The organism is Pseudomonas sp. LFM046, from assembly GCF_000949385.2.
GTDB lineage: Bacteria > Pseudomonadota > Gammaproteobacteria > Pseudomonadales > Pseudomonadaceae > Metapseudomonas.
This window is the reverse complement of the sequence record NZ_JYKO02000001.1, coordinates 1,892,855-1,907,139: the sequence shown is the minus strand read 5'-3', so window position 1 is coordinate 1,907,139 and position 14,285 is coordinate 1,892,855. Positions and strand designations below refer to the sequence as shown.

Here is a 14,285-nt window from a genome sequence, read left to right as displayed (position 1 = left end):
ACTCTCCTTCCTTACTTGAGCAACTCGCGAACATCGATGAAACGGCCGGTCACCGCGGCAGCGGCAGCCATGGCCGGGCTGACCAGGTGGGTACGACCACCGGCACCCTGACGCCCCTCGAAGTTGCGGTTGGAGGTGGACGCGCAATGCTCGCCGCTCTCCAGGCGATCCGGGTTCATGGCCAGGCACATGGAGCAGCCCGGTTCACGCCATTCGAAGCCGGCCTCGATGAAGATCTTGTCCAGGCCTTCCTTCTCGGCCTGCTGCTTGACCAGGCCCGAGCCCGGCACCACCAGCGCCTGCTTGATGGTCGAAGCGACCTTGCGGCCCTTGGCCACTTCGGCGGCGGCACGCAGGTCCTCGATGCGGGAGTTGGTGCAGGAGCCGATGAAAACGCGGTCCAGCTGGATATCGGTGATCGCCTGGTTGGCGGCAAGGCCCATGTACTTCAGGGCGCGCTCGATGGAGCCGCGCTTGACCGGATCGGCTTCGACGGCCGGGTCCGGCACACGCTGATCCACCGGCAGCACCATTTCCGGCGAAGTACCCCAGCTGACCTGGGGAATGATGTCTTCGGCACGCAGTTCGACCACGGTATCGAAGTGGGCATCGGCGTCGGACACCAGGTCACGCCAGGCGGCCACGGCCTTTTCCCAGTCAGCGCCCTTCGGCGCGAAGGGGCGGCCTTCTACATAGGCGATGGTTTTCTCATCCACGGCCACCAGGCCCACACGGGCACCGGCTTCGATGGCCATGTTGCAGATGGTCATGCGGCCTTCGACGGACAGGTCACGGATGGCGCTGCCGGCGAACTCCAGGGCATGGCCGTTGCCGCCCGCAGTGCCGATCTTGCCGATCACAGCCAGCACGATGTCCTTGGCAGTGACGCCGGCGGGCAGTTTGCCCTCCACGCGCACCTGCATGTTTTTCATCTTCTTCGCCACCAGGCACTGGGTGGCCAGCACGTGCTCGACCTCGGAGGTACCAATGCCGTGGGCCAGCGCACCGAAGGCGCCGTGGGTGGAGGTGTGGGAGTCGCCGCAGACCACGGTCATGCCCGGGAGGGTGGCGCCCTGCTCCGGACCGACCACGTGGACGATGCCCTGGCGCACGTCGTTCATCTTGAATTCGAGGATGCCGAAATCGTCACAGTTCTCGTCCAGGGTCTTGACCTGGATGCGCGACACTTCGTCGGCGATGGCTTCGAGGCCACCCTGGCGCTCGGCACGGGTGGTGGGCACGTTGTGGTCCGGGGTGGCGATGTTGGCGTCGATGCGCCAGGGCTTGCGACCGGCCAGGCGCAGCCCTTCGAAGGCCTGCGGAGAGGTCACTTCGTGGAGGATGTGACGGTCGATGTAGATCAGCGACGAACCATCGTCGCGGCGCTTCACCTCGTGAGCATCCCAGAGCTTGTCGTAGAGCGTCTTGCCGGCCATTGTCAGGTCCTCATCAGCTTGCTTCGGTGCGAAGGGGTCGAAAGCCCCTTTTGCTTGTGGGGTCGATCCTAGGGGCTTGCATCGAATAACTCAAATTCATATTTTTTATTTAAAGCATTCCAGCAAGGAATGCAGCGAACGCGGGACCAGCAACCACGGAGTCCAGATATGGATTTGGCCAGCCTCAACGCCTTCATCGCCATCGCCGAGACCGGCAGCTTTTCCGAAGCGGGAGAACGCTTGCACCTGACCCAGCCGGCGGTGAGTAAGCGCATCGCCTCCCTGGAGCAGCAACTCAGCGTGCGTCTTTTCGACCGCCTGGGACGCGAAGTAAGCCTGACCGAGGCCGGACGCGCCTTACTCCCCCGGGCCTACCAGATTCTCAACGTCCTGGACGATACCCGCCGCGCCCTGAGCAACCTCTCCGGCGACATCAGTGGCCGCCTGACCCTCGCCACCAGCCACCATATCGGCCTGCACCGCCTGCCTCCGCTGCTGCGCGCCTTCACCAGGGCGTACCCGCAGGTGGCCCTGGACATCCAGTTCCTCGACTCCGAAGTGGCCTACGAGGAAATCCTCCATGGCCGTGTGGAACTGGCCGTGATCACCCTCGCGCCGGAAACCGCACTTCCGGTGCAGGCGGTACCGGTCTGGAACGACCCGCTGGACTTCGTCGCCGCACCGGAGCACCCGCTGGCCCGCGACAAGACCATCTTTCTCCCCGACGTGGCGCGGCATCCGGCGGTCTTCCCCGGCGGCAACACCTTCACCCACCACATCGTCCGCCGCATGTTCGAGGCCGAGGGCCTGACGCCGAACATCGCCATGAGCACCAACTACATGGAGACCATCAAGATGATGGTCTCCATCGGTATCGCCTGGAGTGTGCTGCCCCGCACCATGCTCGACGACTCGGTGGTACGCCTGCCGCTGCAGGATATCCAGTTGTCCCGCCAGCTCGGCTACATCCTCCACACCGAACGCACCCTGTCCAACGCCGCCAAGGCCTTCATGGCTCTGCTGGACGCTCAACGCGACAACCTTGCGTACCTGTAAGCGCAAAGGCTAAGTTGAGCCGCATCAATAAGAACAAGGCCGGGAAGGCGCCATGATCGGCCAGCCATTCACCGGCCCGACTATCTGCCGTCGGAAGGGGCGCGTATGCGCAAATCCAGTGATCAGAGTCCTCCGCTTCCCCATATCCCCGCCCTTGACCCCGCTGCCTTTGAGCAGACCTGGCAAGACGCGCCCAGCCTGCTGGCGGCACTGAACGGCGCCCAGCTCGGCGCCTGGTCCTGGGACATCGATTCCGGCCAGGTCAGCTGGTCCCGGGGCGCCCAGGCCCTGTTCGGCCTCGATCCGCGCCAGCCATTGCGCGAACCGGTGAATTACATCGAACTGATTCCCGAGGCTGACCGCGACGAAGTATTGCGGCTGTTCCGGGAGGTCGTATCCGGGCGTCAGTCCGAACGGGCCTTGCGCCATCGCATCCGCTGGCCTGACGGGAGCCTGCACTGGCTGGAAATCAGCGGCAGCCTGCAACCGCAGACCGAAGGCAAGCGACGGATGATCGGCGTCATCCGCGAAGTCACCCAGCAGCAGCAACGCGCCGAGGCACTGGCCAGCTCCCAGCAGCGCTATTCCAGCCTCTTCCACCTGAGCCCGGACGTCGTACTGCTGGTGCGCGCGACTGACAGCCTGATCGTCGAGGCGAACCAGCATTTCGAAAACGTACTGGGCTGGCCGGCCACCGAAACCGTAGGCCGCACCACCCTTGAGCTGGGCATCTGGGAGGACCTCGCCCAACGCGAGTGGCTGCTCCGCCAGACGCTGGGCAATAGCGCGCCGATCTCCCAGGAGGTGAAGCTGCGCACCCGCGACCGCCGCCTCCTCGATGGCGTGCTCTCCACTCAGTACATCGAGCTCGAAGGCGAGCCGTATCTGATCAGCACCTTCCTCGACACCACTGAGCGCAAGCGGGCCGAAAATGCCCTGCGCAAGAGCGAGGAGAAATTCGCCAAAGCTTTTCGCTGCACCCCTGAAGCGGTGGTCATCACCGACCGCGAAAGCGGCCGATTCCTGGAAATCAATGCCGGCTTCGAACGCCAGTTCGGCTGGAGCAAGGACGAAACCATCGGCCGCAGCTCACTGGAGCTGGGCATCTGGGAGAGCCTGGAACAACGCCAGGCGATGCTGGACAGCCTGCACCGCCAGGGCAGCCTCAGCGAGCTGGAAGTAAACCTGAAGTACCGCGACGGCACTCACGCGATCTGCCTGCTTTACGGCGAGGAAATCGAACTGGACGGCCGCACCTGCCTGGTGCTGACGGCCCGCGATGTCTCCCGCCAGCGCGCTCAGGAGCAAGCCCTGAAGGAGAGCCAGGAACGCCTCAACCTGGCACTGGATTCTGCCGACCTGGGCACCTGGGACTGGCATATCGCCAATGGGGTCCTCTACGGATCGGCCCGTGCCTCGGCCTTGCACGGTATGGCCAAAGAGCCCTTCGAGGGCCAATTCCGCGATTTCTTCGACTGCGTGCCGGACGAAGACCAGCGGAGCATGCGCCGGGCCTACCAGGACCTGCTTGACGGGCGCAGCAACGAGTATCAGGTCACCTACCGCACACGTTTCAGCGATGGCGAGGTGCATTACCTGGAAAGCACCGCCAAGCTCTATCGCGATGAGCAGGGCAATCCGCTCCGGATGACCGGCATCCTCATGGACATCAGCGAGCGGGTGCGCCGCGAGCAGCGCCTGGCGGCCTCGGAGGAGAAGTTCGTTACGCTGTTCCAGGGCAGCCCCGATCCCATCTGCGTTTCCCGCATTCGCGACGGCGTGTTCATCGAGATCAACCCGAGTTTCACGGAAGTATTCGGCTGGCAGCCGGAACAGATCGTCGGCCGCAGTGCGCCGGACATTCACTTCTGGTCCGAGCCCGAGCAGCGCACACGACTGTTCAGCGAATTGCTGCGCGACCAGGGCCTGGACAACGTCGAGGCGCGCTTCACGACCCGCGACGGCCGCCAGATCACCTGCGTCATCTCCAGCCGCTTCATCCGCGTCGAGCGCCAACTCTGCGTCACCACCACCTTCCGTGACGTCACCGCACGCCAGCAGGCCGAGGCAGCCCTGAAGGCGAGCCAGGAGAAATTCGCCAAGGCGTTCCACTCCAGCCCTGATGCCATCACCATCACCGAGCGCGACACCGGCCGCTACATCGAAGTCAACGAGGGCTTTTGCCGCCTGACCGGCTATCGCGCCGAAGACGTGCTGGGCCGTACCGCTGGCGAAATGAACATCTGGGCCAAGCCCATCGAGCGCGATCACCTGCTGGACCAGCTCAAGCGCAATGGGCGCGTGCACCACCTGGAAATGCTCGGCCAGCACCGTGACGGCAGCCAGAAGGTGGTGGAAGTCTCGGTGGAACAGATCGATCTGGACGGCACTGCCTGCCTGCTGCTCACCGCGCGCGACATCAGTGCCCTGAAGGATGCCCAGGCGCAAATCCAGCACCTGGCCTACCACGACCCGCTGACCAACCTGCCCAACCGTGCCCTGCTGACCGACCGCCTGACCCAGCAGATCGCCCTGCTGCAGCGCCACAACATGCGCGGCGCCCTGCTCTTCCTCGATCTGGACCACTTCAAGCACATCAACGACTCCCTGGGACATCCCCTGGGTGATGCGGTGCTGAAGATGGTCACCGCACGCCTGGAAGCCAGCGTCCGGATGGAGGACACGGTGGCACGCCTGGGTGGCGACGAATTCGTGGTGCTGTTGACCGGGCTCGAAGGCAAGCGCTCGCAAGTCACCCGCCAGGTACGCACCATCGCCGACAAGCTGCGCCAGCTGCTGGCCGAGCCCATGCTGCTGGACGGTCACCGCCTGCAGGTCACCCCGAGCATCGGCATCGCCCTGATTCCCGACCACGGCGCCAGTCCGGCGGACCTGCTCAAGCGGGCGGACATCGCGCTGTACCGGGCCAAGGATTCCGGCCGCAATGCCATCCAGATGTTCCGCACCACCATGCAGGACGCCGCCAGCCAACGACTGCGCCTGGAGAGCGACCTGCGCCTGGCCCTGGCCCGCGGCGAGTTCGAACTGCACTTCCAGCCCCAGGTCGACGCCCGGGACAACCGCGTGGTGGGCGCCGAAGCCCTGCTCCGCTGGCAGCATCCCTCCCTGGGACCGCAGTCCCCCGCCCAGTTCATTCAGGTGCTGGAAGAAAGCGGCCTGATCCTCGACGTCGGCGCCTGGGTGCTGAAGGAAGCCTGTGATGCCTGCGACCAACTGGTATCGGAAGGCCTGGCCGATGCCGGCAGATTTAGCTTGTGCGTGAACATCAGCCCCCGCCAGTTCCGCCAGAGTGATTTCGTCGAACGGGTCGAGCGCAGCCTGCAGCAGAGCCAACTACCGGCAAAGATGCTGAAGCTGGAGGTCACCGAAGGCATTGTCATCCAGAGCATCGATGACACCATCGGCAAGATGCGCCGGCTGAAGAAGCTCGGGGTGAGTTTCGCCATGGACGACTTTGGCACCGGCTATTCGTCCCTGACCTACCTCAAGCGCCTGCCGGTGGATGTGCTGAAGATCGATCAGTCCTTCGTCCGCGACGCCACCCAAGACCCCAACGATGCCGAGATCATTCGCGCCATCGTCGCCATGGCCCGCAGCCTGGGCCTCGAAATGATCGCCGAGGGCGTGGAGCACAGCGAGCAACTGACCTTCCTCGAGCACCAGGGCTGCCACCTCTATCAGGGCTACCTCTACAGCAAGCCGCTGCCTCTGGGTGAGTTCCGCGCCATGCTGGCCCACAGCCTGCAACGGCCGTCACCGGTCTGAAGCTGGCAAGAAAAAGGGCGCCCCTTGGGCGCCCTCCTCTTTCCGGCTTGATCCGGAGATCAGTTTTCCAGCGCTGCACGCTGCCCGTTGATCGGAATGCGCTTGGCCTTGGCTTCCTCCGGCACCACGCGCACCAGGTCGATGTTCAGCAGGCCGTTCTGCAAGCCGGCAGCCTTGACCTCGATATGGTCGGCCAGGCGGAAGGACAGCTTGAACGCACGCTGGGCGATGCCATGGTGCAGATAAGTGACGGATTCGTCGCTCTTCTCGCGCTTGCCGCCGGCGACGGTCAGCACGCCGCGTTCAACCTGCAGGTCCAGGTCTTCTTCCTGGAAACCGGCCGCCGCAATGACGATGCGGTAGCGGTCGTCGCCATGTTTCTCGACGTTGTAGGGTGGGTAGCTGCTGCCGGATTCGTTGCGCAGGGCCGACTCGAACAGGTCGTTGAAACGGTCGAAGCCTACGGAATGGCGAAACAGGGGCGCGAGGGAAAATGCAGTGCTCATGGTGATCTCCTGAATAATCAGCAAGTGTTTCAATCGCGGGACCCGACTTCGGCATCCCGCAGTAACCTAGATAGGGACGCCCGACACCATTTCAAGCCCCCGAGGATTTTCCATGCACAAAGTCATGCTGATCACCGGCGCCAGTCGCGGCATCGGCGCCGCCACGGCGCGCCTTGCCGCACAGCGCGGCTACGCCTTGGGCATCAACTATCGCCAGCAGCAGGAAGCAGCCGAGACCCTGGTGCGTGAGATCGAATCCGCCGGTGGCCGCGCCCTGGCGCTGTGTGCTGACGTAGGGGACGAGTCCCAGGTGCGACAGATGTTCGAACGACTGGACCGGGAGTTCGGAAGGCTGGATGTGCTGGTGAACAATGCCGGCATGCTGGAACGCCAGATGCGCCTGGAGGACATGGATGCGGCCCGGCTGGAGCGTGTACTGCGGGCCAATGTAGTGGGCAGTTTCCTCTGTGCACGGGAAGCCGTCCGACGCATGTCCACCCGTCACGGGGGCCAGGGCGGCGCCATCATCAACCTGTCCTCCATAGCCGCGCGCATTGGTGCGCCCAACGAGTACATCGACTACGCAGCGGCCAAAGGGGCCATCGACAGCATGACCCTGGGCCTGGCCAAGGAAGTGGCGGCCGAAGGCATTCGCGTCAATGCCGTGCGCCCTGGCGTGATCCGCACCGAAATCCATGCCAGTGGCGGCGAGCCTGACCGAGTCGAGCGGGTACGAGTGGCGGTGCCCATGGGGCGCGGCGGAGAAGCGGAAGAAGTCGCCAGCGCGATTCTCTGGCTGGCCAGCGAAGAGGCGTCATACACCAGCGGGGCGTTGCTGGATGTGGCGGGAGCGCGCTAGCACCCCTGCCTCGCACAGAAGCCTCAGACGGCTTCGGCCCAGTCCCGCTGCAGATCGGGCACACCGAGCAGCGCATCGATGCGCGAACAATCGTTCTCGCGGCGCACTTCGGCGAACAGCGCGACGGCCTCGGGGTAGCTGCGGGTGAGCATCCCCAGCCACTGCTTCAGGCGCCCCGGCGCGTAACGCGGGGCGAGTTTCTTGCGGGCCTGTCGCCAGAAGTCCTGCAGCATCGGCTGGAGTTCGCCCCAGGTCATTTCCTGCACCGGCTCGCCGGCCCGGGCAGCAGCGATCTGCCGAGCCAGGTCGGGACGCGACACCAGCCCTCTGCCGAGCATGATGTCCTCCACCCCGCTGACTTCGCGGCAGCGGCGCCAGTCGTCCAGGGTCCAGACCTCGCCGTTGGCGAATACCGGCACCTTGACCGCTTCCTGCACCCGAGCCACCCATTCCCAATGAGCCGGCGGTTTGTAACCTTCCACCTTGGTCCGGGCGTGCACCACGATCTGCTCGGCACCGCCTTCGGCCAGGGCCCGGGCGCAATCCAGGGCGCCATCCGGGCTGTCGAAACCGAGACGCATCTTGGCCGTCACGGGAACGGCCGCCGGCACCGCGCGACGCACCTCGCTGACGATGGCATGAAGCAGTTCCGGCTCCTTGAGCAGAACCGCCCCGCCACGGGACTTGTTCACCGTCTTGGCCGGGCAGCCGAAATTGAGGTCAATCACCGGCGCGCCCAGCTCACAGGCGAAGGCGGCATTGTCCCCCAGGCAGACCGGGTCGGAGCCCAGCAATTGAACGCGCATGGGCGTACCGGCGCGGGTGCGCGCGCCCTCGGCCAGTTCGGGGGCCAGTTTCTCGAAGGTACTGGCCGCCAGCAGGCGGTCGCAGACCCGGATGAATTCGGTCACGCACCAGTCGATGCCGCCGACACGGGTCAGCACATCGCGAAGGATCTCGTCGACCAGTCCCTCCATGGGGGCCAGGGCGATTTGCATGGATGACAGGCTCAACAGAAAAAGGCGGGTAGTTTACGCAGCATGACGGACGGCGAATATCCCAAGGAGCATCCGGCTGGACTGGTGGTCGAAAAATCACCGATTCGGTGCAGGAGAACTGCCAGAATGAATTCCTTCATTCCCGTACTTGCCGCGCTCATGCTGGTCACCACCGAGGTTTTCGCCGCCAGCCAGGCAATCCTTTCAACCCCCGCGCAGCCATCACCCGAAGCCTTTGGCGAGCTGCTGGTCAGCCGAGATGAGAACGCGCCGAACGCCTGCGATATCGACCTTTACGTGCAGAACGAGCTGGTGGCGCAGATCGCCCCTGGGCAGTCGGTGAGCATCCCGGTGCCGGCGGGGGAAGTCGCCCTGCGGGTCGCCCAGAACGGCAACGGCTATTGCGACGGCGATGAAGCGGGCAGCTTCCAATCCGCCATCATCCAGCCCGGCGAAGTCCGCCACCTGCGCATCGTGCAGAACCAGCGCGAGGTCTTCCTCGCGCCGGCGGCGGACTGACGGCTACAGCTCCAGCGGGAACGGCGGCTGCAATGCGCGCCCGTAGCCCTCGACGAACTCGGTCGGCATGCGCCTGGGCTTGCCGCTGGAGAGTTCGATGCAGACGAACGTGGTTTTCGCCCGTAGGAGGGTGGTGCCATCTTCCGGCCGCACCAACTGGAAGCGGCGGTCCATCTTCAGGCGCTGGTCCGATTCGACGATCCAGGTGGCCATCTGCAGCTCCTGGTCTTCGTACGCGGCCAGCAAGTAGTCGATCTCGTGACGCAACACGGCCATGGCACGATCGAGGCGCCGGTATTCGGTCAGGTCAAGGCCCAGGCTCTGGGAATGGCGCCAGGCGCAGCGCTCCAGCCAACTGACGTAAACGGCATTGTTGGCGTGGCCGAGGCCGTCGATGTCTTCGGCGCCAACCTTGATGTCGATGACGAACGGATCGGGCATGTCCCAATTCATGAATGGTGCTCCAGGCTACTGGCCAGTTCGCGGGCTTCGGCGGCAAGTTGGGTGATCTGGTCCCAGGCGCGGGCACGGATCAGGCTCGACGGTGCGATCCAGGTGCCACCGACACACGCGACGTTGGGCAGGCGCAGGAAGCTCAGGAGGTTGTCCGGGGTCACGCCGCCCGTGGGGCAAAAGCGGATGCCGGTAAAAGGCCCTTTCAGGCTCTTCAGCATCTTCACGCTGCCATTGCCGGCAGGGAACAGCTTGAGTGAACGGTAGCCATACTCCAGCGCCAGCAGCACCTCGGACGGCGTCATCACCCCGGGCAGGTACGGCAAGCCGGAATCCTCGGCAGCCGCCGCGAGTCGTTCGGTGCAACCGGGGCTGACGGCGAATTGCGCTCCGGCGTCGCGCGCCTCCAGGAATTGTTCGGTATGGATCAGGGTGCCCGCCCCTACCAGCAGGTCTGGGAACTCCTTGCGGATCGCTGCCAAGGCATCCAGCGCCCGCGGTGTGCGCAGGGTCACTTCCAGCACTTCGATGCCACCGGCGCTCAACGCCCCCGCCAGCTCCACGGCCAACCCCGTATCCTCGATCACCAGCACGGGCAGAACCGGTCGCGCCCGCTGCAACACCACATCCATCGTCAGGCTCATGTCAGTTCTCCCATCGCCAAGTTCCCGGGCCCGACTCGCAGCCGACCACGCCGGCCCGGTGAACCTTGGAAGTAGAGCACTGACGACGGGTCACCTGCCAGCCCCGCAACGGCGCGCAGCCCCCTGCTCAGGAGGCGACTTCCGCCAAGGCACTGCGTTCGCCCACCTCTGCCAACAGGCTTAGCACGGCCGTTACCAGACAGGGATCGGCCAGCAGGCGCTGGTGACCACCCTGCGCCAATCGAAGCAGCTGGCTGTCGAACCAGAAGTCGTGGATGACGTCCGCTTCACTGGCGGGAATCACCGGATCATCCTCGGCGTGCACCACCAAGCCGGGAATCTCCAGCTGATAACGCCTTACATCGAGATGCGCCGCCGGAATCCCCGCATGGCTTTCCACCAGGCTGATGAAGTGTGCCCGCGCCCTTGGTGGCAACCCCATGAAATTGGCGAAGCTACGCAACGGGCCGAGGATACGGCTGGGGGCGGAGATGCTGACCAGCGCCCTGGCCCGCAGCCCCATCTGACTGGCCAGCATCGCACTGGCAGCGCCCATGGAATGGCCGATCACCGCATGCAGTGGCGGCAGCTCGCCGGCTGCCTCCAACAGGGCGCGAGCAAACAGCACCACATTGGCTTCTTGTCCCGGCGAGTGGCCATGAGCCGGGCCGTCCAGTGCCACCACGCCGTAGCCGGCCTCCACCAGCGCTTCGATCAGGCTGGCGAACTGGGTTGGGCGCCCTTCCCAGCCGTGCATCAGCAGCACCGTGGGGCCACTCCCCCAACGCAGGGCGGAGAGTCCAAAACGCAGGGTGATGCGCTCGGCACTGCCCAGCAGCGGCATCTCCCAATCCCGGGGCGGCAGATTGCGCGGTGTCATGAACTGGCGGCGCATACGGCGCGCAACCGTCTGCGGTGCCAGCCGGCCGAGAGTGGCGTGGAGACCGCGAATCAGGCTCAGGTTATTCATGGTCAGGCTCCTTAGATGACCGCTGTCTTGGCGGCGCGCAGTACTCGGTCGGACAGGTCACTCTGGCCCAGGGCGCGGGCCAGGGTCAGGCCACCCACCATCAGGGCGATATCGGCGAGGGCCTTGTCGGCATCCTCGGGGCGGTCGCACATCCTCGCGCTGAGCACCTCCAGGTGCTCGATCAGCCTTTGCCGGTAGGCCTCCGGCAACTGCGACATCAACCCCAGGGAGCTGGGTAACGGGCAGGCGGAATCCGTCGTATCGCGGTGCTTGCGCGACAGGTAGAAGCCCGCGGCCAGGGCACGGCGCTCAACGCCGGGCAGAGTCGGATCGATAAGTGCCATCAGGTCCCGGCGCTTTCGCAACAACTGCTCGAAGACTTCCAGCATCAACGCCTCCTTGCTGCTGAAATGGGCATAGAAGCCTCCCACCGTGAGCCCAGCGGCCCCCATCACATCTGCCACACCGGGCTCGTGGGGTCCCCGTCGCAACAGCGCGGAACCAGCGGCTTGCAGGATGCGTTCACGGGTCAGGGCCTTCTTGTCGCTCATGGCAGCCTCCAATTGAATTACACTCATAATATTATTTGCATAATACAAATTGGCAAGACGCACGGCTCGCCGCTCGTCGGCAGCCGCGATTTACAGGAGGGAGAAAAACAAAAGGGCCATCCCAAGCTGGAATGACCCTTGAAAAGCCCGCAGAGCGGGAAACTTGAAAGTGGCGTCCCCTAGGGGACTCGAACCCCTGTTACCGCCGTGAAAGGGCGGTGTCCTAGGCCACTAGACGAAGGGGACAGAACCTTCGAACAGCAGGGCCAGCGCTAGGCTGGCCCTGAGTAGTGATTGGTGGAGCTAGACGGGATCGAACCGTCGACCTCTTGCATGCCATGCAAGCGCTCTCCCAGCTGAGCTATAGCCCCGAACTGCTTCGGCTGCATCGGCGTTACCGATGCTGCTGGAAAGTGGCGTCCCCTAGGGGACTCGAACCCCTGTTACCGCCGTGAAAGGGCGGTGTCCTAGGCCACTAGACGAAGGGGACATAACCTTCGAACAACGGGGCCAGCGCTAGGCTGGCCCTTGTGATGCGTGGCGCATCGTGTTTGGTGGAGCTAGACGGGATCGAACCGTCGACCTCTTGCATGCCATGCAAGCGCTCTCCCAGCTGAGCTATAGCCCCGAAACCGCTTCGGCTGCACCGGCATTGCCGATGCTGCTGGAAATTGGCGTCCCCTAGGGGACTCGAACCCCTGTTACCGCCGTGAAAGGGCGGTGTCCTAGGCCACTAGACGAAGGGGACGAAACCTTCATGCCTTTTCGCGACCCACTCTTGAAGGAGTGGTGGAGCTAGACGGGATCGAACCGTCGACCTCTTGCATGCCATGCAAGCGCTCTCCCAGCTGAGCTATAGCCCCGTCGCGAGGACGGGGCGCATATTAGGGGCGCCCCCTCCCGCTGTCAACACTATTTTTTCAACAACACGAACTTTTTTATCTGGAAGAACAAACACTTACCCGCCGCCGGCCGATGCAGGGGCCTCCCCGCACCGGCCGCAGCGCCATCAGGCGATGGCGGCGAGCAGCTTCTCCCACTCCTTGGTTTCCTTCTTCGACACGCCACCGAGCAACTCGATGGCCTGGCGCAGGCGGAAGCGGCTGAGATCAGCCCCGAGGATTTCCATGGCATCCAGCACCGAAACCGAACTAGCCTGACCGGAGATGGCCGGGAACATCAGCGGCATCACATCGCGCAACTTCAGTTCCAGGTGTTCGGCCACAGCCTGGATGCAACCGGTAATGCGGTCTTTCTCCCACTGACGCAGGGACTCCAGCTTCCACAGCACCAATTGCATGACCTGACGCACCTGATCCGGAGTCAACTTCTTGTGCTCGAACAGCTTGGCGTCCAGCGGCACACCGCCGGAGAAGAAGAAGCCGGCCAGCGGCGCGATCTGGCTGAAGGTTTCCACCCTGCCCTGCACGTGCGGCGCGATGCGCATGAGGTAATCGGGGTTGAGGGCCCACTTCTGCACCTCGGCGGCGAAGCGCTCCACCGGCAATTCGCGAATCCACTGGCCGTTCAACCAGGACAGCTTCTCCAGGTCGAAGATCGGGCCGCCTAGGGAAATACGGGACAGGTCGAAGTGCTCGATCATTTCCGCCAGAGAGAACTTCTCCCGCTCGTCCGGCATGGACCAGCCCATGCGGCCCAGGTAGTTGAGCATCGCTTCGGGCAGGAAGCCCATGCGCTCGTAGAAGGTGATGGAGGTGGGGTTCTTGCGCTTGGACAGCTTGCTCTTGTCCGGATTGCGCAGCAGCGGCATGTAGCAGAGCTTGGGCTGCTCCCAACCAAAGTATTCGTAGAGCTTGATCAGCTTGGGTGCCGAAGGCAGCCACTCTTCGCCACGCAGCACATGGGTGATGCCCATCAGGTGGTCGTCCACCACGTTGGCGAGGAAGTAGGTGGGCAGGCCATCGGTCTTCATCAGCACCTGCATGTCCATGCGGTCCCACGGGATTTCCACATCGCCGCGGAGCATGTCCGGCACGACGCAGACGCCTTCGCTCGGCACCTTCATGCGCACCACGTGGGGCTCGCCGGCGGCGATGCGCTTGTCGGCCTCGTCTCGGGACAGGTGCATGCAATGACCGTCATAGCGCGGGGTTTCCTTGCGCTCGGTCTGCTCGGCGCGCAGCTTGTCGAGGCGCTCGGCGGTGCAGAAGCAGGGGAAGGCATGGCCCTTGTCCACCAGCTCCTGGGAGTACTTCTTGTAGATCTCACCGCGCTCGCTCTGGCGGTACGGGCCGTGGGGGCCGCCAACATCCGGACCTTCATCCCACTCGATGCCGAGCCAACGCAGGGCTTCGAAGATCTGCTGCTCGGACTCCCGAGTGGAGCGCAACTGATCGGTGTCTTCGATACGCAGAATGAACTGACCGCCGTGCTGGCGCGCGAAACACAGGTTGAACAGGGCGATGTAGGCGGTGCCCACGTGCGGGTCACCAGTGGGCGACGGCGCGATACGGGTACGGACGGTGGTCATGGGGTGCTCTCGGAAC

Annotated in this window: 12 protein-coding genes and 6 tRNA genes; 4 read left to right on the top strand and 14 right to left on the bottom strand. The window is 64.3% G+C overall.

Features of this window, described 5'->3' with window-relative positions; all coding sequences use genetic code 11:
* Positions 1-11: 11 nt before the first annotated feature.
* Positions 12-1,436, bottom strand: coding sequence for a 3-isopropylmalate dehydratase large subunit (leuC, locus tag TQ98_RS08890; RefSeq protein ID WP_044874976.1), 1,425 nt, complete (start codon positions 1,434-1,436; stop codon positions 12-14).
* Positions 1,437-1,604: 168 nt separating this feature from the next.
* On the opposite strand from leuC, the gene TQ98_RS08885 reads away from it, so the two are divergent.
* Both TQ98_RS08885 and TQ98_RS08880 read left to right on the top strand, forming a co-directional pair.
* Positions 1,605-2,492, top strand: a complete 888-nt coding sequence (locus TQ98_RS08885) for a LysR family transcriptional regulator (RefSeq protein WP_044874975.1) — start codon at positions 1,605-1,607, stop codon at positions 2,490-2,492.
* A 105-nt stretch (positions 2,493-2,597) separates the two neighbouring features.
* Complete coding sequence (locus tag TQ98_RS08880) at positions 2,598-6,278, top strand: bifunctional diguanylate cyclase/phosphodiesterase (RefSeq protein WP_103102918.1); 3,681 nt, start codon at positions 2,598-2,600, stop codon at positions 6,276-6,278.
* Positions 6,279-6,337: 59 nt separating this feature from the next.
* Here TQ98_RS08880 and TQ98_RS08875 read toward each other — a convergent pair whose 3' ends face one another.
* A complete protein-coding gene (locus TQ98_RS08875) occupies positions 6,338-6,784 on the bottom strand; it encodes an Hsp20 family protein (protein ID WP_044874972.1) in 447 nt (148 codons plus the stop codon).
* Between the two features lie 112 nt (positions 6,785-6,896).
* On the opposite strand from TQ98_RS08875, the gene TQ98_RS08870 reads away from it, so the two are divergent.
* Positions 6,897-7,643 carry an SDR family oxidoreductase gene (locus tag TQ98_RS08870; RefSeq protein WP_044874971.1) on the top strand — a complete coding sequence of 249 codons (747 nt, stop codon included), beginning with the start codon at positions 6,897-6,899 and terminating at the stop codon, positions 7,641-7,643.
* Positions 7,644-7,666: 23 nt separating this feature from the next.
* Here the strand turns inward: TQ98_RS08870 and TQ98_RS08865 are convergent, their stop codons facing one another.
* Positions 7,667-8,641: a tRNA-dihydrouridine synthase gene (locus TQ98_RS08865; protein WP_044874970.1), complete on the bottom strand. Its 975-nt coding sequence runs from the start codon at positions 8,639-8,641 to the stop codon at positions 7,667-7,669.
* Positions 8,642-8,767: 126 nt separating this feature from the next.
* Here TQ98_RS08865 and TQ98_RS08860 point away from each other — a divergent pair, with 126 nt between their 5' ends.
* Positions 8,768-9,160 (top strand): hypothetical protein, encoded by a 393-nt coding sequence (locus TQ98_RS08860; protein WP_052659256.1) that lies wholly within the window; start codon positions 8,768-8,770, stop codon positions 9,158-9,160.
* Positions 9,161-9,163: 3 nt separating this feature from the next.
* Here the strand turns inward: TQ98_RS08860 and TQ98_RS08855 are convergent, their stop codons facing one another.
* The 11 genes from TQ98_RS08855 to gltX all read right to left on the bottom strand — a co-directional run bounded on the left by TQ98_RS08855 (position 9,164) and on the right by gltX (position 14,269).
* A complete protein-coding gene (locus TQ98_RS08855) occupies positions 9,164-9,613 on the bottom strand; it encodes a thioesterase family protein (RefSeq protein WP_044874969.1) in 450 nt (149 codons plus the stop codon).
* A complete protein-coding gene (locus TQ98_RS08850; RefSeq protein ID WP_044874968.1) occupies positions 9,610-10,257 on the bottom strand; it encodes a bifunctional 4-hydroxy-2-oxoglutarate aldolase/2-dehydro-3-deoxy-phosphogluconate aldolase in 648 nt (215 codons plus the stop codon). The genes TQ98_RS08855 and TQ98_RS08850 overlap by 4 nt, the downstream gene beginning before the upstream one ends.
* Before the next feature lie 127 nt (positions 10,258-10,384).
* Positions 10,385-11,227: an alpha/beta fold hydrolase gene (locus TQ98_RS08845; RefSeq protein ID WP_044874967.1), complete on the bottom strand. Its 843-nt coding sequence runs from the start codon at positions 11,225-11,227 to the stop codon at positions 10,385-10,387.
* Positions 11,228-11,238: 11 nt separating this feature from the next.
* The gene (locus TQ98_RS08840; protein ID WP_044874966.1) at positions 11,239-11,778 is read right to left on the bottom strand and encodes a TetR/AcrR family transcriptional regulator; all 540 of its coding nucleotides are present in this window, start codon (positions 11,776-11,778) and stop codon (positions 11,239-11,241) included.
* 170 nt (positions 11,779-11,948) lie between these two features.
* A tRNA-Glu gene (locus TQ98_RS08835) sits at positions 11,949-12,024 on the bottom strand.
* A 49-nt stretch (positions 12,025-12,073) separates the two neighbouring features.
* Positions 12,074-12,149 (bottom strand) — tRNA-Ala (locus TQ98_RS08830).
* Between the two features lie 43 nt (positions 12,150-12,192).
* Positions 12,193-12,268, bottom strand: a tRNA-Glu gene (locus tag TQ98_RS08825).
* 62 nt (positions 12,269-12,330) lie between these two features.
* Positions 12,331-12,406: transfer RNA gene (locus tag TQ98_RS08820), tRNA-Ala, on the bottom strand.
* 44 nt (positions 12,407-12,450) lie between these two features.
* A tRNA-Glu gene (locus TQ98_RS08815) sits at positions 12,451-12,526 on the bottom strand.
* 39 nt (positions 12,527-12,565) lie between these two features.
* A tRNA-Ala gene (locus TQ98_RS08810) sits at positions 12,566-12,641 on the bottom strand.
* A gap of 146 nt (positions 12,642-12,787) precedes the next feature.
* The gene (gene gltX, locus TQ98_RS08805) at positions 12,788-14,269 is read right to left on the bottom strand and encodes a glutamate--tRNA ligase (RefSeq protein WP_044874965.1); all 1,482 of its coding nucleotides are present in this window, start codon (positions 14,267-14,269) and stop codon (positions 12,788-12,790) included.
* Positions 14,270-14,285 lie beyond the last annotated feature (16 nt).